This is a genomic window from Paenibacillus sp. UNC217MF (assembly GCF_000686865.1).
GTDB classification, from domain to species: Bacteria; Bacillota; Bacilli; order Paenibacillales; family Paenibacillaceae; genus Paenibacillus_B; species Paenibacillus_B suaedae.
In genome coordinates this window covers 507738-530450 of the sequence record NZ_KK366029.1, presented here as the reverse complement: position 1 = coordinate 530450, position 22713 = coordinate 507738, and the positions used below count along the sequence as shown (strand labels likewise).

Below are 22713 nucleotides of genomic sequence, written 5' to 3'. Positions count from 1 at the left end.
TCATCGCTTATCTCGATTACAGTCGCGAAGCACTCGTGCACAGCCATCAACAAACTGCTGCTGTACAGCTGCATTCCCTTGCTGCCCCCCGAAGAAAAGCAAATTGCATGCAGTTATAAATTGATCTAGCGGTTCCTTATCACGCTCCAAGTCTTGATGTTCTGTATGGCGTGTCGGATTGCTTGCAGATGGAATACGAGTTCTGGCAGCTTGCCCAGCATACTCATTCCATGTCATTCCACATGGCTTAGCACCGTATTTGCGCTCGACAAGCGACCAAGCGATACGCCCCATTTCCTGTACGCGACTCATACGGAAGCTGTGCTGCTGCGCATGCACCAGTCGGCGAAGTTTGCGCTGCATCGCATTGCGCTGCCATGCCCATTTCATAGTGAGCAATAGAAACACGATAAAGATCACGCCACCAAATAGGAGAACCGGCATCTGTGTAACCGCCTTGCGGACAAGGGATAGCAACGCTGTACCAATCCCACTGCGGGAAGCCTCGCTTGTCCATTCCTCGGGAACACGCTGAAGCGCATGCCATTCCTGCTCAATATGGGCACGAGTGGCCTGTACTCTAGCGTCCCACCATTGTGCGATCTTGTTGCCGAACTGACGAACGGCGACCCAACCCTCTCCAGTCTTCTCGGCTGCTGCATCGTTCAACATCGCGACAACCTCTGGTGGCGTACGGTACCCGGCTTGTTCTGATGCAGCAGTAGATAATCCGCCCGTACCTTCGCTTATGGGAGTAGAAGCCGTAATGACGTCAGGATTCGAAGCAGCCACAGAGCCTCCTGGTACGCCTATAGGCGGAGTCGCTTCAAACGGCACCCATCCTATGGAGGCGAAATACACCTCAACCCAGGAATGAGCATCCGTCCCTCGAATTGTGTAATGTCCAGGCGAATCAGCTTCTCCCAGAGCGAACCCCTTCACCCAGCGGGCTGGAATGCCCTGAGTGCGAAGCAGCACGGCCATTGATGTCGAGAAATGATTGCAATACCCCTGCCTCGAGTCAAACAGAAAATAATCGACAAAATCCCTTCCGGCTGGCGGGACGGTTGTATCCGACTTGGTATACATGTATTCCTGCTGCAAAAACTGCTGCACCCTCCGAACCTTGTCATATTGACTGTCCGCCCCCGCTGTAATGCGTTTACCTAGCTCACGAACGCGATTCGGAAGCGCCTCTGGCAGCTGCAATCCCGCCGCACGTATATCATCCGGCCAAGTCTTCTCCGGTGCTGATTGAAGCAGTTCTGTCTGAAAACGAAACACCCTTGTCTCATACTGATAGGTTAAAGGAATCCCCGTCGTATCCGATATGCCGATGTCAGCTCCATACCGTTCAGATAGAGGATTATAACGGACGAAATACTGTGAAGGAACTTCATTCCCAGCCTCTTCCGCATTAGCATTAGGAACCCAAGAGGTTATCCGCTCAGGAACCCCTCCGAACAGCAAGGGATACTTCGGCTTGAACCCCTTCCATATAATCGTCTGTTGAAAAGGTTCCGACCACCCTTCATGCCCACCCGTTTGGTCTAATTTCAAAGAGCTTGACAGTTCAATTTTCTCTTCTCCCTTTTGCGGGCTCGTCCAGCCCCTCCCCGTATAGATGGATTTGCTCTCTCCCCGCCAATACGTAGGCTCAGGAGATATCGCGGTGAACCATTCCTCATTATTGTCACGCAATGGTCGTCCCAGCTCAGAGTCGTCTGTGCTATAGCCTGTTACCATCATCGATGTACGGACTTGGTCCTGCCCCTCTACAGCCGATCCGTTATTCCCATCTTTTCTTCCCCTGCCTCGTTCCGCCAAATCATTTGGTTGTAATGACTGCGTCAATGCTTCGAACGATGCCAGCGGCATTGGCTTCGGCCATGCATACACCTGCCTGATTCCTTCAGCAATCCCAACCACGGCTAAGGATAGCAGCAAGGCGCACAACAACCAGCTAAATGGCCAATGACCAATTCGTGAGCGTTCTGTATCAGATTCCAACTGTTCATCCAAATACAGCCACGCTGACAAGAGCAATCCCCAGCCAACCGATCGCGCGATCGATCCCGTTATATCAAGACCGAATCCCAATTCGAATCCGAATAAATAAACAATTGTTGACACCGTAAAAAAGAGCACCGTCCTGCGGCTTAACATAAGCGATTGAATCGATGACGCCAGCATCGCCCAACCGATGAGAAGAAGCAGTGTCCGCAATTCACCACTTGTGTTCAGCCAATGGCCATCCATCCAGCCATTGATATCTGTGCGCAGTGCGGTACCGATTCTTCCTATGCCTGCTAACAAAGAACGGACAAACCCTTCACCCATTAGCCAGGTGTCTGACGCATGGGGAAGTACTCGAACGGAGCCGAACATCCAAGCGGTCGTTCCAATCGCCACCATCCCATACAGAACCACAGACAGTGCAGTATGGTGAACAATTAAGCCAAGAAGCAAATATATCGCCACCGCAACGAGAAATGGGCGAACATCGCTCAAGTCAATATTGCCTCCCACCTCTTGCAGGGGATAGAACCACTCTGCGAACAAGGCGAAAAGCAGTACAGTAAATCCAGCAGCCTTCCAACGCATCAACCAGGTAAGCTTGCTGCTTGGAGCCGCAGATGTATGCAGCGGTTGCGATTTACCCTTGTGCTGTCGTCCAACTGTCGGTAGATACACGATACTCACCTCGGTTCTCACTATCGTTCATTCGGTCACTGCTTCTCACTCCGACTCGCTCACTTGCTGCCGCCGAGACACTCGCATTCGCTGTGTTCTGGCTGCCCACAATTCTAGTCGCTGATGGCTCGAATCGTTGCATCTCGTCAGCATTCAGCCATTGATCCACTTGGTGAAGCCCCGTAAAATGCTGTGCAGCCCCCCACTTCTGGGAGTGTCTGTCCCAACTTACAACGGCAAGCCTTCTAGGGACTGCTGCATTTGCATGCACCATCGAAGGAGTTCCCTCTTCATAGTTCCAACGGTGTTCTACACGCTTGCCCAGCTGCTCGGCAGCGAGTGCGATAATAGCATTCCGAGCACCATGCACACTAGCTCCATCACTAATCCAGAATAAGCGAACGGTATGTCCCGCTTCCATCTTCTGTCTTACAAGGGCTGCTGCCGCTGAAACCGTTGCTTCCATTTGTTGCAGCAGCTTCGTTTCCTTTTGCAAGTCACCCATATTTGCCTTCGCGCTCGATTTCTGATTCGCAGTCGTTTTGGTATTTGTACTTTTATTTGTGTTTTTATTTATGTTCGTATTTGTTTTTGAGTTCATGTTCGTCGTATGCTGAGTCAGCTCATTCCGCCACCCTGTATCATCCACTGCAATATCCCATTGTTCGAGTTGTCCCGCTTCAGGAACACGAACTGCAAGCAATCGGCGCTTCGCATACATTCTCCAGTCAATAGATCTCCATTGATCCCCGGCACGGTACGTTCGAAGCTCAGCACTTTGCATCCCACTCGTCACTGCTGTGCACGGCTCGCCCCCTTCTCCATATAAGGATGGGGAGAACAGCGCTGACTCTTGTTGCCGCTCAGCCGCTCCATAAATGCTTGTGTTCTCAGGGCTTCCCAAGCTTTCCGTTCCTTCCACTGCATATTGCTCGTTAGCCAGCCGATTCCCCGTACCGATATCAGGCGCCATAATACATACAGGCGCATTCTCTTCACTCGGACGGATGATTACATTGTGCTTGAACCAACCGAATACATCCCCATACTGAAGCTCAATGCGGGTAAGCTCATATACACCTCGCGGAGCCCCTGCAAAGGATGAGGTAAAAGTAAGAGATTGGCGGCGGCGAGGAAATAGAAGTCGTCGACACATCCACACCCCTCCTTCCCCTCCTGTACGAGTCCAGAACTCTGTCACTCGCAGCCACAATACGGGAAACGGACGCTTCATTGTCATGGTGACAAGAAATACCATGTTCCTGTTCTCATTGCGCTGCGGAATAATCGGTTGGTGTACAGTCTGCACCGAGCGTAGCCTGCTTCCTATCCAATAAGAACGGGCGCTGCTAACCAACATGACACCCAATATGGCTGCCAAGAAGCAGACTGCAGCACTTTCCCGTTGAAACCCGATCCACGCCAGCGCCAAGCAGCCGATAGCTGTGAGTAGATGTCTTAGCGCTTGCTTCATTGATAATCTCCTCCGAACCATATGCGCTTCCCTGCTTGGCGTGAGTTCGTCTGCTCTCCTTGAACAGATGGGAACTGCACATCCCTTGCATGTGTACGATAAGTGGAAGCTTGTCTAGTCCTTCCAGCCAGACTCGTAGAGGCTGACGAACCACCTCCGCTCGTCCCCTTCTTGCCTGCAGAACCTGATGGGAATCCGGGTACAGCTGTGTGACCCAGCACCTCCAACACAATTTCCTCAGCCACAATGCCTGCTCGTACGGCATGGTTGTGGAGCTGCAGCCGATGCGCCATTACATAGACTGCAACAGCCTTCACATCGTCCGGCACGGCATAAGTTCGTCCCTCTACCCAAGCATGTGCCTGTGCTGCGCGCATCAACGCAAGCGTTCCCCGGGGACTGACCCCGAGCGCTACCGATTCATGAGTACGAGTCGCCAGCGCCAGATCCGCCATATAGCGGCACAGTGCTTCATCTACATGCACCATATGCACGCGCCGCACGAGTAAGCGCCATTCCTCTGGAGTCCATAGCGGCTTAACACGCAACAATGGATGCTCTTCTCGCTGGCGGAGCAGCATATCTGCCTCATGTTCAGCATGCGGATATCCAATAGATAATCGCATCATGAAACGATCTGCTTCCGCCTCCGGCATCCGATACGTACCTTCGAAATACTGCGGATTCTGAGTACCGATCAGCATAAATGGATCCGGAAGTGGACGCGTCATGCCGTCCACGGTCACCATCCGCTCCTCCATCGCTTCAAGCAGAGCTGACTGCGTCCTAGCAGGGGCTCGATTCAACTCATCAGCGAGCACTACATTCGCCTGGAGTGCTCCTTCGCTGTAGCGCAGCTCACCGCTGCTTGGCTCCCAAACCATACTGCCCGTAATATCAGCAGGCATCATATCTGGCGTCATCTGAATGCGACGGAAGGTCCCCCCTGTCACTCGCGCCATGGCACGTGCCAGTACCGTCTTCCCAACCCCAGGCACATCCTCAAGTAGAATATGTCCCCCGCTTATCATCGCAAGCCCCGCCATCGTAATCACTTCTCTCTTGCCCACAATGACCTGCTCCATACGTTCCAGATAAGCAATCCAGCCCCGCTGCGCGAACTCGGCCAGCCACACATCTGTATCCCGCTGGGGACGCTGTCCACCACTAACACTCCATTCATTCGTCATGCGATTCCCTCCCTATCAACTCTGAACGGTGTATATCATTTTTAACTTTCTTTTCTTTGCAATTCATAGACAACAACATGACAAAAAAAGCCCGGAACGATTCCCGCGTGCCTCTGCACGTCCTGTAATCGTCCCGGGCCGTTCTATATACCAGTGTCGCCCAAGCTATTTGTTTTCAAACCTATCAATTTTGCATTCTCTTATCCATAGCAGGTACATTTTCATCATACATCTACTCTTTATTCCATCTACTCTTGCTTCTCTATTGGTTTAAGCGGGGACAGCATATAACTAGTCATCTTTACACCGAATGCATCCAACACTTGCCGTAATGGTACCCATGTTACATACTTCTCGGTCACAATACGAAGAGGCTGCACCTTCACCTCACCGTCCTCTCCTGATTGTCCAATCAACTCCATCTTGCCCGCACGTACATCAATGCCAATCGTACTATTATTCCACTCCATATCTACCCGTTCCAATTCTGTATTCCATTTCACGGTACCGTTCAATCGCTCCACCAGCATACGAAGCGGAACATAGGTAAGATCCTGATAACTCATGAACTGATCCGGCGCAAATTCAAGTTCGCCTTGCTCCGTCACAATCGTCAGCTGTCTGTCCAGCTTCACTGGTTCAGTAGGCTTCTGATTCGTCTTCGAATCCGTTGTGCCGCCTGCGGTAGTGTCTGGCTTTTGACCCGGCTTCTGTGCCTTATCATTGCTCACTGTCTGAATCGGCTTCACGTTGGCCTCTATCCATGCTTTACTTACGGAGGTTCTCGACCAGCGCTGCTTGGCAGCCAGCTTGAACTGCACAGGTTTCACATAAGAAGAGAGCACATCAAAGGTATACCCCTTCGTTTTGTAGTAGCGAATAATTTCCGGCAGTGCCTTCACCGTCTCGCCATGTCCCACCCCATCGTGCATGAGCACGACGGTTGAAGGAAGCAGAGCACCGTCTTTGACGCCTTGAACAATCTCCTTCGCAGGAACACCGCGCCGCTTCGAATCGTTGCTGTCTACATGCCAGTCATAAACGAGATAGCCTGCCTGATCCATCAAATCAAAATACTGCTTGTCAAAGTTCAAAAATGTACCGCCTGGAGCACGAACAAGTTCTGGCTCATAGCCTACGATCTTCTTAACAGCCTCGCCTGTACGCTTGATTTGACTCCAGAATTTACGAAAATCACTGTACAGCTCTGAATAATCATGATTATAACTATGATTGCCTAATGCATGGCCTTCATTTACAATTCGCTCCACTAGCTTGGGGTTCCGTTCTGCTTGCTGACCTAATACGAAGAACGTGCCCTTCACTTTCTCCTGCTGCAAAATATCGAGTACTTCTTTCGTATGTACACTTGGTCCGTCGTCGAATGTCAGATACACGACCTTATCCGGCTTATTGGCAGGGACTTCAGACTTGCTCTTGCTGCTTACTAGAACCGGTGCAGCCGCAGGCTCAACACCAACCTGTTGCCCTGCAATCTGTGAAGAAACAGCCGCTGACAACACAGAAGTCTGATCTCCGACCCCCACCAGTGTATGTGAACTAGATTCATGCCTATCCACCTCATGCCCTGACGAAGCATAAGCGATATGCTCCGTTGGCGTCTGTCCATCTACGAACGTCAACGTTCCAATCAGAACAAGCAAGGCGCACAGCGCCGTAATCATTACCGATTTCAACTTGTCATTCATCATTATCATCGTCTCCTTCTTCCCTCTCGTAGTGCAGTCAATCGTGGACTTGTCCTTGTTTCTATTTCCCTATTGCTAGATTATATGGCGGAAATAAAAAAAGATGACACCGAATGGGTGCCACCTTCATTTCATTGCGGCTACTCCTTGATCATACGATTTCACTAGTCGAATAACAACATTTTCCTATTCAAAAAAAGGTGGCATCGATTGGATGTCACCTTTTTCTCAGTACTGCTACTATGAGCATATGTAAGTCTTCAACTCATACTCTCTTAAACGCAATAATCCACTTACTCTCACAACTCAGATCATCGATTTAGAACAGGTACCATGTCTTTCTTCCAATATGCACTAGAATACAATCCTAGCAGCATCATCCATAGTACAATCTCACTCCCGTCTGATCCGAGCAGAGGAAGTCCTGCACCGCCGTTCATGGGAACGAACCCGATAATCCCCCCGATATATAACAAGCTCTGGATCCCCATCATCCCGCTCACCCACATACCAATTCCTCTAGCAAACGGATCACGGAATAGCAGCGCTGAATTATACATCGTAACGATAATAACGCCAAGGCAGATTATCAATACCAAGCCTCCTGCCCACCCAAACATATGCACGATCGTCACAGTTAAATTTTCACTATCTAGGTAAGGAAGAAGTCTGCGGATATTTTCAACTCCGTTCCCGAACCATCCTGCTTCGTGAAACAACTGCTGTGCCACTTTTTGAGTGTAACCCCCGTCTCCGTCTCTCCAAATGCTATGAAACCATCCTCCAAATCTGCGATTGGCCATAAAGCGCAGACTCTCTATGAACCAATAGCAGATTCCGCCTGTTAGGAGTGTCACACCGGCCGCAATCGCCATGTTCTTCCTCTTCACTCCTACCAGCTTAAGCACGATTATTCCTCCGACAAGATAAGTGGACACTTGAAGCAGATTCCCATTTACAAGAAATACAATGATCGGCAGTATAAAAAGAACCATTTTCGGGAGAATAGAGCGATACGGGCTATCCGGTTTTCTGTTCCACATCGAATACAAAGATAAGAGATATAGATACGGACTCATATAAATGATATCGATAGGAATGCCATCAAGGATAGGAATTCCCTTAAGTCCAAATTGAGGGTACCCATTTATGATGTACACGGGAAAAAACACAGTATACACATTTAAACACAACGTAATGCCATATATCCATGCTGCTTCTTGTTGCAATTTCAGATAACCTACCCAAAATGCAAACAAAAAAGCCACCACCCCCGGTACTAGACGCCATGCATAGCCCTCGGCAGATAAGCGATAAATATCTTGAGGATTCCCAGCTTGCACAGCGAACAATCCAAGTACACAAATGGCAATCCACACCAATACGGAAATCCATAGCTTCCAAGGCGCCTTAGGACGATGCACCTGATTGAACTGCGCCGCCACAACCGAAGGCTCTCCCATATTGCGAACCGCCTGCTGCGCAGCCGATGATTCATCCATGCCTTGATCCATCCCATACTCGATCTCGTTCAATAGATGATCCTGCAGTTCTGCCCGAATTTCGTTGTGCATTTGCTTGGCCTTCACGTGAGCTAGAACCTCACCCACAAATTTTTCAAGGATCGAGTCATGCTGCGTGACTCTTGATTCCTGATCACTTTGCATCCTTATACCTCCCCCAGCACCTGATCGAGCGAACGACGGAATAAGCGCCATTCTTGCGTCTTCTCTTGCAGAAGCTTGCGCCCCTGATCCGTAATTCGGTAGTATTTGCGGGCTCTGCCGTTTGCCTCATTCCAATAAGCTTCCACCTCGCCTTTACTTTCGAGTGCATGAAGAATTGGATACAGCGTCCCTTCCTTCAGAGCGAACAATCCCGAAGACGCGGCTTCCAATCGCTTGGACAACTCGTAGCCATACATTTCTTCCTTCTCCAGCATGGACAAGATAAGCATAGCCGTACTGCCTTTTAATAGTTCCTTGCTAACCTTAGGCTGCATGATATCGATTATCCCTCCCACATCTATGTAATACCTAGATATACTATATATCGTAAATCTAGGTATTGGCAAGTATAGTAACAAGGACAGGAATATGAGTATTAACTTTCAGCCGTTCCGTGCTGCATCCAAAATAATACTTGCCATCTCAACAACGTATCTGGTACTATATTCCTCGCTCTCTTTTTATTCATTTCACCTAGCATCACTAGTATGGCACGCCGCAATACGAGAAGATGACGGAGGTGGAGAATGCTCTTTTTTACTTTGGCTCGCAAAAAGTATCTCAGTAATTTGCAATACCGCAGTGCCCATATGGTGCACAACATCGCCAGCTTCATGTTCGGATTTATCTACATTTCGATCTGGACAGGGATTGGCGAAGGAAGGCCGCTTGGCGAGTATGGCTTTAATGGCATTGTAAGCTACGTCGCTTTCAATCAAGCCAGCTTGTGGGTTGCTGCCTTTCTAACGAATGGACTTGGCATCCAGCAGTCCGTCCGAACCGGACAGATCGCCCTTGATCTCGTTCGTCCCGTTCACTTGTTCTATCAGCTGATGAGCAAGGAATGGGGGCAAATTGCCTACCAGTTCGTGTACAAGTTTTTACCGATCTACATTTTATATTTCTTCGTAATGCCGCTTCACGTCCCCTCTACGATTATCACTTACGTGTGGACCGCTGTAGCTTTGACGCTGGCCGCGTACATTTCAATATGCCTGAACTATCTGATCGGATCCGCTGCGCTCTGGACGACAGAATCAGTCTGGCTGTACTGGGTCAATTATGCGTTCAGCATGCTGCTGTCGGGCTTTCTCATTCCAATCGAATGGCTGCCATCTTGGCTTGCCGACATTAGCCGTGCCTCATTCTACCCATTCTTGCATTATGTCCCAACTCGAATCTATCTCGGCATGGAATCCCCATCCGCGCTGTTAGGTTCGCTGATGTGGTGCATCGTATTCACTGCCGCATGTCTCGCCGTTACCGGGATTATGCGACGCAAGGTGGAGGTGCAGGGCGGATGAAGTGGATTCGTATGTATGTGCTGCTCGTGCGCGCAAGTATTCGCAGCCGCATGCAGTACAAGTTTAATTTCTGGTTCTCTACGCTAATGGCGGCCGTTATCAGTGTCGTCGAATTTCTTATGCTTGCAGTCATTTTGCTGAAGTTCGGCCATATCCAAGGCTGGAGCTTGGCGGAGGCTGGATATTTGTATGCCATCTTATCCTTGTCCAAGGCAATATACCGAATGATTGCTTCGGACGTTCACCACTTAGAGAACTATCTGGTTAACGGAGCTCTTGATAGTCTGCTCCTGCGTCCTGTCCCTGTACTGCTGGCACTGATGTCACAGAATTTCTCCATTAGGCTCGGAGAGTTCATCCAAGGAACGGCGATATTGACCATCTGCATGAATGTTATGATGCGCAGCGGACAGATTGGATGGACTGCCATACCGCTCACGATACTTGTCATCTTATCGGGTGCTGTCCTGCTGTTTGCCATTGGATTGTTAACCGCATCGGCCGGCTTCTGGGTAACCCGTATCGAGGAATTGCAAAACATTACGGAGGATGCTGCTCGAACGGCAGCGCAATACCCAATGACCATTTATCCGAAATGGATGCAAGGAGTGCTGCTTAGCATCATTCCCGTCGGGTTCGCGAACTATATTCCTTCGCTCTACATCTTGCGTCATCAAGCCGGCATATGGCTAATTGGTCTGTCCACCGCGATTACGGCCGTCGTGTTCCTGATTGCCCTGCGCGTGTGGAAGATTGGGATTTCCCGTTATCAGAGCACAGGGAGCTAAGCTGATGTCCATATTGAGCTCAATGCAGAGCCCGATATGGAACTCGATATGTAGTTCGGTATGAAGTTCGATCAGCAGCTTGATATGAAACTAGGTATAGAGCCGACTGCAATAACGGCAACAATTAACCTGAAAAAGCAACAGACAATACACGTAACGAACGGAATTAAAGGGGGATACTCGTGATTACCGTAACCGATTTACATAAACGTTTCGTTCGGCCCGCCCCGAAGGAAGGTGCCTTCAAGGGCATACGCTCCCTGATCTCTCGCGACAAGATTGTGAAGGAAGCTGTTCAGGGCATCAGCTTCACGATCAATAGTGGTGAATTTGTCGGATATATCGGGCCGAATGGCGCAGGCAAGTCTACGACAATTAAGATGCTGTCCGGTATTCTGCATCCGACATCTGGCGACGTGCGGATATTTGGACTAAGTCCTTATAAGGCGCGTCGGCAGGTAACCCGCCGGCTTGGTGTCCTCTTCGGACAGCGCACTCAACTATGGTGGGATCTCCCAACGCGAGATTCCTATGATATTCTGTCCGCTATGTATGGGCTCGATCCTGCAGAGAAGCAGAAGCGCATCAAGCAGCTGACCGAACTGCTGGAGATGGACGAATTCATGAATACGCCCGTCCGTCAGCTCTCGCTCGGGCAGCGAATGCGCGCCGATATTGCGGCCGCGCTGCTGCATGATCCGGACATTCTGTTCCTCGATGAGCCAACGATTGGCCTTGACGTCATCGCCAAGCGGAATATTCGCCAGTTCCTGAAGACGATTAATCAGGAGCTTGGCAAGACGATCCTACTGACAACGCATGACATGGACGATATCGAGCAGCTATGCAATCGCGTTATCGTCATTAATCATGGCAAGCTCGGCTTCGACGGCACAATCGACGACCTGCGCAAGCGCATCGGCTTGCCGACCGTCATCTCGGTTACCTATCGAAGCAGCTGCCAAATACCTGACCAATCTAAAAATGTCCCCAGCCCGCTTCGCTTCCGTGAGTTGAACGGCCAGACCTTAACCGTGGAATGCAATCGCGATGAATTGAGCGCCATGGAAGCACTCCGCATCTTGGGGCAATTCGGTGAAGTGGAAGACGTTCATATGGAAGAACCGGATTTCGAGGATGTTATCCACCGTGTGTACTAGGCATAGGCCACGATTCGAAAAAGGGCTTCCCTAGCAGTCAATGTTGACATTGGGTGCACCATATTACTTTGAACTTGCATGAAAAAAGACGCTTCCGTTCCACTAATCCAGTGGTTTTGGAGGCGTCTTTTTCTCCCTTGCGGGACTTATTCATTTGTGGCTCCCCTGATGGGGACAGCCCTTTCTATATAGATGAAGCGATGTTATGCGAGCTCGCGCACTGCCTCCAGCACTTCATTCGTATGTCCCTTCACCTTGACGCTCCGCCATTCCTTGATGAGCTTGCCTTCTTCATCTATGAGGAAGGTCGAGCGAACAATGCCGTAATATTCGCGGCCGTACATCTTCTTCAGCTGCCATACTCCGAACAGATCCGCTACTTCGTGCTCCGTGTCAGACAGCAGCGTAAAGGGCAGGCTGTGCTTCTCAATAAATTTGGTATGCGACTTGATCGGATCTGGGCTAATGCCAAGCACGACAACGCCATGTTTCTCAAAGTCTCCATGATAATCACGGAAATCACATGACTCCTGTGTGCAGCCTGGCGTCATATCCTTCGGATAAAAATAAATCACGACTTTCTTGCCCCGGTAGTCGCTCAACTTCACGTCCTGTCCGGTAGATGCCGGCAGCGTAAAGTCAGGGAGCACTTGTCCAAGTTCAACTTGAGTGGATTGTGTCATTGTTTGAGGCTCCTTCCCGGCAGCCAAGACTGCCGTTCTATTGCATTAAGCTTATCATCCCCCACTCTTTTTTTCAAAAACGACGAGGCTTAGATTCTAATTCTCTCTCCTTTGTATAAAAAAATCGCCTTCCAAACCCATTGCTGACTTGGAAGGCGACAACTTTTTCGATTATGATCCTGCCCCGCGGTATCGCTTAACACCGATGTTCCACAGCGTTAACCCAAGGGCGAAGAAGATAACTCCCACAACCGGTGTCAGGAGCGCCATCTGCTGCAATCCTTTGCCCTCCATGAAGTAAGAGGCAGGTATGATGCCCACAAATGCGAACGGCAGAATCCATGTGAGCAGCACTTGAATGAACCGATTGTAGATCGTTAGCGGATAACGACCGTAGCTCTGAATATTCCACACGAGCGGCAGAATGCCTGTCGGCGCATCCGAATAGAATGAAATCGATGTTAGTGCAGAATAAATGCCGAAGTACAGCATCACCGATCCGATCAGCATCACGAACAGCATGAGCAGCTCCATGATGCCGAAGTCGAGACCAAGCCTGTTCCAGCAAATGCCCATCATGATTGCACCGACGATAGATCCGATAATGGAGGGGGGATCTACATTTTCAAGGAGAATCTGAAATAGATTATGCGCTGGACGCGTCAATATCCGGTCCATTTCCCCTTTTACGATATATCGCTCACTGAACCCCCACAGATTGAAGAAGCAGCTGAATATGCCATATGGAATCATGAAATAGCCATAGACGAACACCATCTCATCACGCGTCCAGCCAGCCAATGTTGGCGTATGCATGAAGACGATGAAGATGAAGATTAAATTCGTGACCTGAAAAAGTAGATCCGATGCGATCTCTATCCAGAAGTCTGCACGATAGGTAAGTCGTGTTTTAATATAGTTTTTCAAATACTCACTAACAAGTCCGAAGTAATACATCGTGATCAACCTCCCTGCACGAACAAGCGTCTGCGCGCGGAACGCCACAGCAGCACAATTGGAATAACAAGCACTACCGCCCACAGCAATTGGATGCAGAGCGCCGCCCACACTTGATCGCCCGCCACTCTGCCTGTAAATACAGAGCTCGGCAAATACGTGATCGCTTGGAATGGCAGCCATTCATTCAACACGAGCAGCCAGCCTGGGAAGAAGCTGATCGGTACAATAACACCGGAGAACAAATCGACGACTACCCGCTTCATACGAATCATGCCCTCATTATTTTCGATGAAAAAGGCCGTCAATCCCGTCAGCATATTCAACTGCGAATTGATCAGGAAGCTCATGAACAGCATGACGCCGAATACCGCCCACTGCTTCGGATCTTGCGGAAGCTTCACCGGGAAAAGAACACATGCGATAACCATACCCGGCCCCATGAAGAGCAGCAACCGGAACAAGCCTTCGCCGAACGCCTGCATCAGCTTGACGAATAGGTAGTTGTAAGGCCGAATAAATTGGATCGCTACGCTGCCGTCTCGAATTTCCGTGGCAATATCACGATCCATGTTGTTGAAGTAAAAGGCGCGCGCCATCCAAGATACCGCGATGTAGGTCGTCATCTGGTCAGCCGTAAAGCCTGCAAGTGTTCCTTGTCCGCCGTAGATCGCTTGCCAGGTGAAATAATACACGCCAATGTTGAGCGTATAGATGAGAATGCCGGAATAGTAATTAACACGGTAAGCCAGCATCAACAGGAAGCGAATGCGGATAAATTCAAGATATGCGCTAGCCATGAGTCACCGCTTCCTTCTCTTCCTTCTCCTTGTCGTTCTCTTCCTTGTGCTCAAGGTCTTCTATCTTCGACTCTTGCGCCTGCATAGCCAAGAGAGGGCTCAGTCCTTCCGGCTTCTCCGCCGTGCCCGCCTTGTAAATCTCACGAACGATATCGTCGGTATTCGTCTCAATAATGCTCAAATCCGATATCGACGCTCCGCCTACCACTCGCCCAATGACATCCGATACATTCGTGGCAAATGGCACAAGAACTCCCGCTTCATAAGGAGATTCAACTGTCCATTCCACATCAAGGCCGGACGTAAGCGCCTCAACATCACCTGCTCGCATAGGCTTCGCAAATTGGAAACGGACCTCTCGTCCCTTGCCCCACGTCGACTTGAGCGTGTCTAATCCGCCGTCATAAATAATGCGTCCATCATCGAGCATAATGACACGCGTACATAGAGCTTCGATATCCTGCAAATCGTGAGTAGTCAGCAAAATCGTTGTTCCATGCTCTGCATTCAGCTGCTTCAGGAACTCGCGAATTTCCGTCTTCACGACAATGTCGAGTCCAATCGTTGGTTCATCCAGAAATAGCACAGAAGGACGGTGCAGCAGGGATGCCACCAATTCACAGCGCATGCGCTGTCCGAGACTCAGCTTCCGTACCGGGCGGTTCAACAGCTCCTGCAAGGCAAGACGCTCAACCAGTTCATCCAGCCGCTGCTTGAAATCATGTTCAGAAACGCGATACACTTTGCGCAGCAGCCGGAAGGATTCAATTACGCCGATATCCCACCACAGCTGGCTGCGCTGCCCGAAGACGACGCCGATGCCCTGCACGAACTTCTCTCTTTCCTTATGCGGGATAAATCCATTCACACGAATATCACCGGAGGTTGGCACAAGAATGCCCGTCAGCATCTTGATTGTCGTCGACTTGCCTGCACCATTCTCCCCAATATATCCGCATATTTCCCCTTGTGGGATCGTGAAGGAGATATCCTTCACTGCCATTACTTCGTTATATTCCCGCTTGAATAAATCAAGGAGCGCTCCCTTCAGTCCATCGCGATTTTTCTGTACCTGGAACGTTTTGCGCAAATCCCGCACGTCAATAGCGTTCATATATACTTCTGTCACCCTTTCCCTGGTCACCGACCCGTTATGCGGGTACAAGTCATTCAATTGATTCGATTCTGTAAAAATTCTATAATTGATTAGACAAGATGCGGAGCATTTGCCCATAACCTTTACTATAGCACGTAGGTCGACTTGAAAGAATGCTGAATGCACCGGATTCGACATCATGACTCTCGCCGCTTTGCCGCCGGATGCGGAAAGGACGATCCATATGTTGAAAAAGTATTGGAAGCATGCCCTTATTTCTGTTTGTGTATTCCTTCTGGCTGGTGCCGGTTATTATATGTGGTCCATGTACAGCAGCTTGGACAGTCTGCAGAAGCCGCCCGAAGCCTCTCGCTTCACCCCCGTCGTACATCGCGTGCCGGAGAAGGTCGACATAGAGCCTCCCAAATGGCAGGGAGAAGAGAGAGTCAACATATTACTGCTGGGCGGAGACTCTCGCGGACTGGAAGCTAACGAAGTCCCACGGTCAGACTCTATTCTGCTCGCCTCCTTCGATCCGAAGACGAAGCGCGCCAACTTGTTCTCCCTCTTGCGGGATACATACGTTGACATCCCTGGCTTTGGCAAGGATCGCCTCAATGCGGCGCTCGCCTATGGCGGACCGGAGCTGGCTATGAAGACAGCAAGCGACTTGACAGGACTGGACATTCAATATTATGTGTATACAGACTTCGTCGGATTTATCAAGTTGATTGACGCGCTGGGCGGCGTGGAATTTGAAGTGGAGAAGGATATGAAATATACGAGCAAGGCAGATAAGCATCAATACGATATTGATTTAAAAAAAGGAAAGCAGCTGCTAAATGGCGAAACGGCGCTTATGTACGCCCGCTTCCGCTATGATGCGATGTCCGATTATGCTCGCACCCAGCGGCAGCGCGATCTGCTCGGGGCATTAGCCAACAAGCTCAAATCAACCTGGAACCTGCTGCAGCTCCCCTCTCTTATCAGGGAAGTGTCGCCCTATGTCGAGACAAACTTATCAGCCGATGACATCGTGAAGCTGGCCGCGCTTGGCTACGACAGCTCGATTGGGCAGAGTCATCAGCTCCCGCCGATGGACAATGTCACTGATGCACGAGTGAACAACGCTGCCGTGCTCCGGGTTATTGACGACGATAAGCTGAAGCAATACATTCAAAAAGCTTTGGAAGTGAATGTCACGCAATCCGTATCTGAAACTAATTCACAATAAAGGGGATTCATCTACATGACTACGAATCGCAACCGTTCTGCACAACTGTACGAAGAAGCGCTTCAACATATCGTCGGTGGGGTCAACAGCCCTTCCCGCTCATTCAAAGCGGTCGGCGGCGGTGCCCCCGTCTTCATGGAACGCGCACAAGGCGCTTACTTCTGGGACGTAGACGGCAACCGCTATGTTGACTACTTGGCTGCTTATGGCCCTATCATTACAGGTCATGCCCACCCCCATGTTACGAAGGCAATCGTTCGGGCTGCGCAGAACGGTACCTTGTACGGAACGCCGACCGAGCTGGAAATCAAGCTGGCTCGCATGTTGAAGGAAGCTGTTCCGTCTATGGATAAAGTACGCTTCGTCAACTCGGGTACCGAAGCTGTTATGACGACAATTCGCGTAGCCCGCGCTTATACGAAGCGCACGAAGGTTATCAAATTCGCCGGATGCTACCATGGTCATTCGGATCTCGTGCTCGTTGCAGCTGGTTCTGGCCCTTCTACGCTTGGTATTCCGGACAGCGCAGGGATTCCATCCAGCATTGCTAACGAAGTAATCACCGTTCCATTCAACGATCTGGACAGCTTGAAGGAAGCACTGGAGCATTGGGGAGACGATGTGGCAGCCGTGATGGTTGAGCCAATCGTCGGCAACTTCGGCATGGTTATGCCTGCGGAAGGCTTCCTTGAAGGCTTGTGCAAGCTCGCTCGCGAATACGGGGCACTCGTTATCTATGATGAGGTCATCAGCGCATTCCGATTCCATTATGGTTCGGCGCAAACTTACCGCGCCTTCCCTGACTTTGCAGCAATTGAACCAGACTTGACAGCGATGGGCAAAATCATTGGCGGCGGCCTGCCGATCGGCGCCTATGGCGGACGCAAGCATATCATGGAACAAGTTGCTCCGCTCGGCCCTGCATACCAAGCAGGCACAATGGCAGGCAACCCTGCTTCAATCTCAGCCGGCATTGCGTGCTTGGAGGTTCTGCAAGCAGAGGGCGTATACGAGCAAATGGAGGAGCTGGCAATCCGCTTGACGAACGGCATTCAAGAAGGCGCTGACCGTTATGGCGTACCGCTTACGATCAACCGCATTCGCGGCTCCTTCTCGACGCACTTCTGCGATCATCCGGTCACGAATTATGCAGAAGCACAAGAGACGGATACCGAAGCGTTCGGCGCATTCTTCCGTCATATGCTCGATCAAGGCATCTGTCTTGCGCCTTCGAAGTACGAAGCATGGTTCCTGACTACCGAGCATACCGCGGAAGACATCGAGCGTACGATTGAAGCTGCGCATGAAGCGTTCCGCCGCATGAGAGGCTAGTTGTACGAAGAGACGAGTAGCTGAACCTGTTTTCTAAAAAAGAAACGTTATGTACAGTACAGCGCCCCTCCCCATGTGATAAACATAGGACGGGGCGCTTATTATTTATCATCTTGCTGTGGGACTTTCACGGCGAATCCGGCTCGCTTGATACGCATCGTACGCTTCCTTTACCCATGTAAACAAATACGCGCTTCCGCCGTGATCAGGGTGCAGCACCCGCAGCAGCTTGCGGGACTGCTTCCTCACTTGCTTCGCATCCGCTTCTTCAGGGACACCAATTATCGTATGAAAGGTCAAATCCTTACCGGCAGAGGGTGCGTTCACCGATGAACGCGAGCTGTCTCCATAAGTGCGGTTGTATGTATTCCTCTCGCGAGATGCCTCTTCCTCCCATGCGGCCAGCTCCCGCTGCCATGTTGAAAGCACATGCTCCAGCTCATTTTCATCTGTAGGTAGCATGCCTTGCCAGAAGTCGTACTCCATTTGCCTCATTCGCTGTTCGAGCTGATCCATAACATCATTCCGAGCAATTAGTACAGCCTTCACACGCTCCGCTTTGCGAAAGAGCTGAATAATTTGCCGGGTCGCCCATTCTGGTATCTCGGTGGCAAAGGCATGCAGCACCTTAGACATTTCCTGATCACGAACATGAAAGTCCTGAAGGAACTCCATTAGCCATTCCTGTTGGATTACACTCAGGCTGGAGCCGATTTGAACGGCAAACTGAAGCTTAATGCCGCCGTTCTTCAGCTTAGAAGACCAAGACTCTGTCAACTGCTCTAATGCATTCACGATGGAAATCAAATAAGGATCAGTAACTTCAATAGCTTCATTACTTTCATTATTTTCATTACATTCGATCCCGACTGATGTCTCAGCCCCGACATCCTTTTGATCAACCTTCCGCTTCATCATCATTCTCCTTTCCCCAGCAAGCTGCAACCACGCTAAATCGATTCATGCTCAGATGCCTGTATCCTTACATTCCGGTTCAGACCATTCACACAGTTCCCCTGGATCCGGCTCAGCGATACGGAACATACATCTCGTGCCACCTTCCACAATACTTTCTGTCCGGTCAACATCCGCTTGAAGCACCGCGGCAAACATCGACTGCTCGCATCTGCAAGGGGAACCGAATTGAACCGCAACTTGGGAGATCGGGCAGTTGGCCTCTTCCAGCCAATAGCTGCCATCCTCACATCTTCCCCATCTAACCATGTAGCCTTCCTTGTCCTGTAATGCTGCTAATGCACAGATTCTCTCCTCTAAGCTTGCTTGATTCAATAACGGAGCATATCGCCTCTCCAACTTCTGCCTGCGATAATGGAATAGCTGCTCCACCGTATCTTCACCGGATCGCTCCTGCAATTGCTCAAGAATATCGATGATCAGCGCATCATATGCACTGACGAACAACATACTTGCCTTGTCAGCCAGACTATACTCATAGGTAGGTCTTCCTAGCTGCTGACGAATCAGATGAGCATGTACATACCCGCCCTTTTGCAGCGCATATAAATGCCTGCGAACGGCTATAGCCGTCAGTTGAAGATGTCCCGCGATAGCTGGCACCCCGACTGTTCCTTGCTGCTTCAAAAACAATAAAATATTCCGACGGGCTGGATGATTAATCATATTGGCTTGCTGCGTAATCGTCATCGTCCAGCCTCCTTAACTCGCAGGCGCTGCTGGTCTATCATTTTCCTTTGTCCCAATTCCACCATCTCCTTATCCTTCGGTCTGGAACAGCGGTTTGAGTTCCTATGGATGCACGTATAGTATAGAAAATATTTTGCCTTGGATCAACTTTGTTTCCGTAAACAATTATACCTTCTCCTTTAATGCCCTCTTTTTTCGACATACGAAAAAAGCCAGCGGAACAAATCCGCTGGCTTTCTGCCTTGCCATCTTGCCTATGTGACAGTGCCTATTGAACACTGCTTACAGCTTTTTAATTTCTTCCTTCAAGAGCTCGGACTGCGTTCCGAATACAACTTGAACGTTACCCTTGCCAAGCTTCATGACGCCAGCTGCACCGAGGGACTTCAGACCAGCTTCATCCACTACGGAATCATCCTTCAGCGTCAAACGAAGGCGCGTGATGCAGGCCTCATTGACAATGATGTTGTCTTTGCCGCCAATCATCCCCAGCACTTTCACAGCCTTCTCTTGCAGTGTTGCATTGCCGCCGCCAGCTTCAGTCTTGGTGCCTTCGCCTTCAACGTCATCTTCACGTCCAGGCGTCTTCAGGTTCAATACCTTGATGAGGACGCGGAACAAGACGTAGTAAACAACGAAGTATACAAGACCTACAGGGATAAGCATCAGCGGCTTAGTCGCAAGCGGGAAGTTCAACACGTAGTCGATAAATCCTGCCGAGAAGCCGAATCCGAGACGTACGCCAAGCGTTGCCATTACGAAGCCGGAAATACCAGCCAAGATTGCGTGAACGACGAACAACACAGGCGCTACGAACATGAACGCGAATTCAATCGGTTCTGTAATACCTGTCAAGAAGGAAGCAATCGCTGTTCCGATGAAGAGCGATGCAACTGCCTTGCGCTTCTCTGGCTTCGCTGTATGAATAATAGCGAGCGCCGCACCCGGAAGCGCGAACATCATGATTGGGAAGTACCCTGTCATGAATCCGCCAGCTGTCATGTCGCCATGGAAGAAGCGAGCGATATCGCCGCGCCATACTTCGCCAGCTGCGTCCGTGAATGTTCCAAGCTGGAACCAAGGAATTGCATTCAATACATGGTGCAAACCGAACGGAATGAGAAGTCGGTTCGCTGTCAGGTACACCCCGGAACCAACCGCACCAAGCGATACGATCCAGTTGCCGAAGGAATCAAGTGCTGTCTGGACTGGACCCCAGACGATACCGAATGGAATCGCAATCAAGATCATCGTAGCAGAAGTGACAATCGGCACGAAGCGTTTGCCGCCGAAGAAGCCGAGCCAATCTGGAACCTTGATATTGTGATATTTGTTGTACATGAAGGCTGCAATGGAACCAGCCAAGATACCGCCGATAACCCCCATGTCCAGCTTCATATCAGCTGGAATGAATGTAAAGGCTGCCGGAATCTTTGTCAGCACTTTCAGCAAAATCATATGTGCGATAACTGCTGCCAGTACAGCAACCGCGTCTGCGGCAAAGCCTATCGCAACCCCGATTGCGAACAATAGTGCTAGGTTATCAAAAATTGCAGATCCGCCTGCATCAAGGAATGGGGCGATGTATTGGTTCAAGAACCCGCCGACCGTATCCCCCAAGTGAAAATCTTTCACATAGTCAATTTGACCGAAGCGAAGCAGAATCGCCGCCGCCGGCAGAGTTGCAACCGGAAGCATCAATGCACGACCAATTTTTTGCAAAAAGGCTAGCATATGTCGTTCCTCCTTGTGGTGAATAAGTAAAGTATGGATAAAAGGTCAAAAATTTATGCTCTGACCTGTCATCTCCTCCGCCAAAATGTAAGCGCATTAGAGAATATAAAAAAGGCATGAGCTTGCGACGGGACGACATCCAAAAAAATTAGATGTTATCCCCCAGCAAGCTCATGCCTAGTCGAACTAGTAACACGCTTGTCCAGCGTTATTCTGAGTCTTTATGAAATAAACGATATAAATGCATTGCGATGTACGCCGTTTCATCTTCAGGTATTTCGATCTCCAGCTTCTTCGACATTACGTCCGCACATTTCTGTGCGACACTAAATTCGTAAGGCGCCATTTCCTTCAAGTTGTCTCGGAATGGATTCTTCGTGGCATCACCCTGGCGAATTCGTTCCATCGCAAAGCGCAAATGCGTAATTAATCGTAAATAATCAATGCTATCCTTCGGAATGACCCTGCCCCGCTCTCGTTCGATGAGAGCGACCAAATCCTTCAGAAGATGATTATATTGAACAAAGTTCCCGACAGGGACATGGGCAACCGCAGACTGAATATGGATCGTCAAGAAACCAATCTCATCCTCCGGTACCTCTACCTCAAACGTCTTATTAATCAGCTCAGCTGCTTGAGACGCGAGTTCGAATTCCTTCGGGTTCAATGTGCGAATCTCCCATAGAAACGGATTCTCAATCGCTATATTGTTGCGAAGACGATAAAGCGCATATTCGATATGGCTCGGCAAAGCGAGATGAATATGCTCGTTCAAATCCGGCGTCAACTGCTCCGATACGATCGAAATAATCTTCTCCGAAATGACAATGACTTCAGGATCAATTTGACCAAGCAGCATCTGATACTGCGATAAATGCTGTTTGTCCTCGATCACAAAGGTCTTCTCGATTCGTGTATCACTCGTCTCCAAAGAACCTCCGGGCTTTGCCCCAAAGCCGAGCCCTTTCCCCATAAGGATGGTTTCTTTGTTAGCCAACACATCGTTTGCCAATACGACATTGTTGCTTAATGCCCGTACGATTTCAAAGCGACGTTGTTCTGACAAAGTAAGGCTCCTTTCCCCTGAGCGTACACATGGAAGATTACGTTTTGGAAACGTTTTCGATTCGTGCGTCAACTACATCATTCATTCTAGGTGAATCTAC

Annotated in this window: 19 protein-coding genes; 5 read left to right on the top strand and 14 right to left on the bottom strand. The window is 49.9% G+C overall.

The features are described from left to right. The 6 genes from BP95_RS31475 to BP95_RS0126645 all read right to left on the bottom strand — a co-directional run bounded on the left by BP95_RS31475 (nucleotide 1) and on the right by BP95_RS0126645 (nucleotide 9069). Nucleotides 1-2694 (bottom strand): transglutaminase-like domain-containing protein, encoded by a 2694-nt coding sequence (locus BP95_RS31475; RefSeq protein WP_051614195.1) that lies wholly within the window; start codon nucleotides 2692-2694, stop codon nucleotides 1-3. Then, nucleotides 2657-4168 carry a DUF58 domain-containing protein gene (locus tag BP95_RS0126665; protein WP_028533663.1) on the bottom strand — a complete coding sequence of 504 codons (1512 nt, stop codon included), beginning with the start codon at nucleotides 4166-4168 and terminating at the stop codon, nucleotides 2657-2659. The genes BP95_RS31475 and BP95_RS0126665 overlap by 38 nt, the downstream gene beginning before the upstream one ends. Then, on the bottom strand, nucleotides 4165-5358 hold the full coding sequence (locus BP95_RS31470) for an AAA family ATPase (protein ID WP_028533662.1): 1194 nt from the start codon (nucleotides 5356-5358) through the stop codon (nucleotides 4165-4167). The genes BP95_RS0126665 and BP95_RS31470 overlap by 4 nt, the downstream gene beginning before the upstream one ends. 248 nt (nucleotides 5359-5606) lie before the next feature. Then, a complete protein-coding gene (locus BP95_RS31465; RefSeq protein ID WP_036667618.1) occupies nucleotides 5607-7070 on the bottom strand; it encodes a polysaccharide deacetylase family protein in 1464 nt (487 codons plus the stop codon). Between the two features lie 308 nt (nucleotides 7071-7378). Further along, on the bottom strand, nucleotides 7379-8734 hold the full coding sequence (locus BP95_RS0126650; protein ID WP_028533661.1) for an FtsW/RodA/SpoVE family cell cycle protein: 1356 nt from the start codon (nucleotides 8732-8734) through the stop codon (nucleotides 7379-7381). Nucleotides 8735-8736: 2 nt separating this feature from the next. Next, a complete protein-coding gene (locus BP95_RS0126645; RefSeq protein ID WP_021252232.1) occupies nucleotides 8737-9069 on the bottom strand; it encodes a PadR family transcriptional regulator in 333 nt (110 codons plus the stop codon). Between the two features lie 252 nt (nucleotides 9070-9321). On the opposite strand from BP95_RS0126645, the gene BP95_RS0126640 reads away from it, so the two are divergent. The 3 genes from BP95_RS0126640 (at nucleotide 9322) to BP95_RS0126630 (ending at nucleotide 12046) form a co-directional block, all read left to right on the top strand. Next, on the top strand, nucleotides 9322-10098 hold the full coding sequence (locus BP95_RS0126640) for an ABC transporter permease (RefSeq protein ID WP_028533660.1): 777 nt from the start codon (nucleotides 9322-9324) through the stop codon (nucleotides 10096-10098). After that, nucleotides 10095-10886 (top strand): ABC transporter permease, encoded by a 792-nt coding sequence (locus BP95_RS0126635; RefSeq protein ID WP_028533659.1) that lies wholly within the window; start codon nucleotides 10095-10097, stop codon nucleotides 10884-10886. Before BP95_RS0126640 ends, BP95_RS0126635 begins: the two co-directional genes overlap by 4 nt. A 182-nt stretch (nucleotides 10887-11068) precedes the next feature. Next, nucleotides 11069-12046, top strand: a complete 978-nt coding sequence (locus BP95_RS0126630; protein WP_028533658.1) for an ABC transporter ATP-binding protein — start codon at nucleotides 11069-11071, stop codon at nucleotides 12044-12046. 203 nt (nucleotides 12047-12249) lie between these two features. On the opposite strand, the gene bcp is transcribed toward BP95_RS0126630, so the two are convergent. The 4 genes from bcp to BP95_RS0126610 all read right to left on the bottom strand — a co-directional run bounded on the left by bcp (nucleotide 12250) and on the right by BP95_RS0126610 (nucleotide 15600). Beyond that, nucleotides 12250-12729 (bottom strand): thioredoxin-dependent thiol peroxidase, encoded by a 480-nt coding sequence (bcp, locus tag BP95_RS0126625; protein ID WP_028533657.1) that lies wholly within the window; start codon nucleotides 12727-12729, stop codon nucleotides 12250-12252. Nucleotides 12730-12900: 171 nt separating this feature from the next. Further along, a complete protein-coding gene (locus tag BP95_RS0126620; protein ID WP_021252237.1) occupies nucleotides 12901-13686 on the bottom strand; it encodes an ABC transporter permease in 786 nt (261 codons plus the stop codon). Between the two features lie 5 nt (nucleotides 13687-13691). Further along, nucleotides 13692-14486, bottom strand: a complete 795-nt coding sequence (locus BP95_RS0126615; protein WP_028533656.1) for an ABC transporter permease — start codon at nucleotides 14484-14486, stop codon at nucleotides 13692-13694. Beyond that, on the bottom strand, nucleotides 14479-15600 hold the full coding sequence (locus tag BP95_RS0126610; RefSeq protein WP_036667643.1) for an ABC transporter ATP-binding protein: 1122 nt from the start codon (nucleotides 15598-15600) through the stop codon (nucleotides 14479-14481). Before BP95_RS0126610 ends, BP95_RS0126615 begins: the two co-directional genes overlap by 8 nt. A 181-nt stretch (nucleotides 15601-15781) precedes the next feature. Here BP95_RS0126610 and BP95_RS31460 point away from each other — a divergent pair, with 181 nt between their 5' ends. Continuing rightward, nucleotides 15782-16816, top strand: coding sequence for an LCP family protein (locus tag BP95_RS31460; RefSeq protein ID WP_072730527.1), 1035 nt, complete (start codon nucleotides 15782-15784; stop codon nucleotides 16814-16816). A 15-nt stretch (nucleotides 16817-16831) separates the two neighbouring features. Further along, on the top strand, nucleotides 16832-18148 hold the full coding sequence (locus BP95_RS0126600; RefSeq protein ID WP_021252241.1) for a glutamate-1-semialdehyde 2,1-aminomutase: 1317 nt from the start codon (nucleotides 16832-16834) through the stop codon (nucleotides 18146-18148). Between the two features lie 108 nt (nucleotides 18149-18256). Here BP95_RS0126600 and BP95_RS0126595 read toward each other — a convergent pair whose 3' ends face one another. The 4 genes from BP95_RS0126595 to glcT all read right to left on the bottom strand — a co-directional run bounded on the left by BP95_RS0126595 (nucleotide 18257) and on the right by glcT (nucleotide 22613). After that, nucleotides 18257-19069, bottom strand: a complete 813-nt coding sequence (locus BP95_RS0126595; protein ID WP_231515207.1) for a J domain-containing protein — start codon at nucleotides 19067-19069, stop codon at nucleotides 18257-18259. A gap of 45 nt (nucleotides 19070-19114) precedes the next feature. Then, complete coding sequence (locus BP95_RS0126590; protein ID WP_021252243.1) at nucleotides 19115-19813, bottom strand: helix-turn-helix transcriptional regulator; 699 nt, start codon at nucleotides 19811-19813, stop codon at nucleotides 19115-19117. 282 nt (nucleotides 19814-20095) lie between these two features. Next, a complete protein-coding gene (locus tag BP95_RS0126585; protein ID WP_021252244.1) occupies nucleotides 20096-21547 on the bottom strand; it encodes a PTS transporter subunit EIIC in 1452 nt (483 codons plus the stop codon). Between the two features lie 208 nt (nucleotides 21548-21755). Next, nucleotides 21756-22613, bottom strand: a complete 858-nt coding sequence (glcT, locus tag BP95_RS0126580) for a glucose PTS transporter transcription antiterminator GlcT (protein ID WP_021252245.1) — start codon at nucleotides 22611-22613, stop codon at nucleotides 21756-21758. Nucleotides 22614-22713: the final 100 nt, after the last annotated feature.

Excerpts from the sequence above, each read along its gene's own strand:
- BP95_RS0126665 (WP_028533663.1), bottom strand. The coding sequence starts at position 4,168 with ATGAAGCAAGCGCTAAGACATCTACTCACAGCTATCGGCTGCTTGGCG.
- BP95_RS31470 (WP_028533662.1), bottom strand. The coding sequence starts at position 5,358 with ATGACGAATGAATGGAGTGTTAGTGGTGGACAGCGTCCCCAGCGGGAT.
- BP95_RS31465 (WP_036667618.1), bottom strand. The coding sequence starts at position 7,070 with ATGATGAATGACAAGTTGAAATCGGTAATGATTACGGCGCTGTGCGCC.
- BP95_RS0126650 (WP_028533661.1), bottom strand. The coding sequence starts at position 8,734 with ATGCAAAGTGATCAGGAATCAAGAGTCACGCAGCATGACTCGATCCTT.
- BP95_RS0126645 (WP_021252232.1), bottom strand. The coding sequence starts at position 9,069 with ATGCAGCCTAAGGTTAGCAAGGAACTATTAAAAGGCAGTACGGCTATG.
- BP95_RS0126640 (WP_028533660.1), top strand. The coding sequence starts at position 9,322 with ATGCTCTTTTTTACTTTGGCTCGCAAAAAGTATCTCAGTAATTTGCAA.
- BP95_RS0126635 (WP_028533659.1), top strand. The coding sequence starts at position 10,095 with ATGAAGTGGATTCGTATGTATGTGCTGCTCGTGCGCGCAAGTATTCGC.
- bcp (WP_028533657.1), bottom strand. The coding sequence starts at position 12,729 with ATGACACAATCCACTCAAGTTGAACTTGGACAAGTGCTCCCTGACTTT.
- BP95_RS0126620 (WP_021252237.1), bottom strand. The coding sequence starts at position 13,686 with ATGTATTACTTCGGACTTGTTAGTGAGTATTTGAAAAACTATATTAAA.
- BP95_RS0126615 (WP_028533656.1), bottom strand. The coding sequence starts at position 14,486 with ATGGCTAGCGCATATCTTGAATTTATCCGCATTCGCTTCCTGTTGATG.
- BP95_RS0126610 (WP_036667643.1), bottom strand. The coding sequence starts at position 15,600 with ATGAACGCTATTGACGTGCGGGATTTGCGCAAAACGTTCCAGGTACAG.
- BP95_RS31460 (WP_072730527.1), top strand. The coding sequence starts at position 15,782 with ATGACTCTCGCCGCTTTGCCGCCGGATGCGGAAAGGACGATCCATATG.
- BP95_RS0126600 (WP_021252241.1), top strand. The coding sequence starts at position 16,832 with ATGACTACGAATCGCAACCGTTCTGCACAACTGTACGAAGAAGCGCTT.
- BP95_RS0126595 (WP_231515207.1), bottom strand. The coding sequence starts at position 19,069 with ATGATGATGAAGCGGAAGGTTGATCAAAAGGATGTCGGGGCTGAGACA.
- BP95_RS0126590 (WP_021252243.1), bottom strand. The coding sequence starts at position 19,813 with ATGACGATTACGCAGCAAGCCAATATGATTAATCATCCAGCCCGTCGG.
- BP95_RS0126585 (WP_021252244.1), bottom strand. The coding sequence starts at position 21,547 with ATGCTAGCCTTTTTGCAAAAAATTGGTCGTGCATTGATGCTTCCGGTT.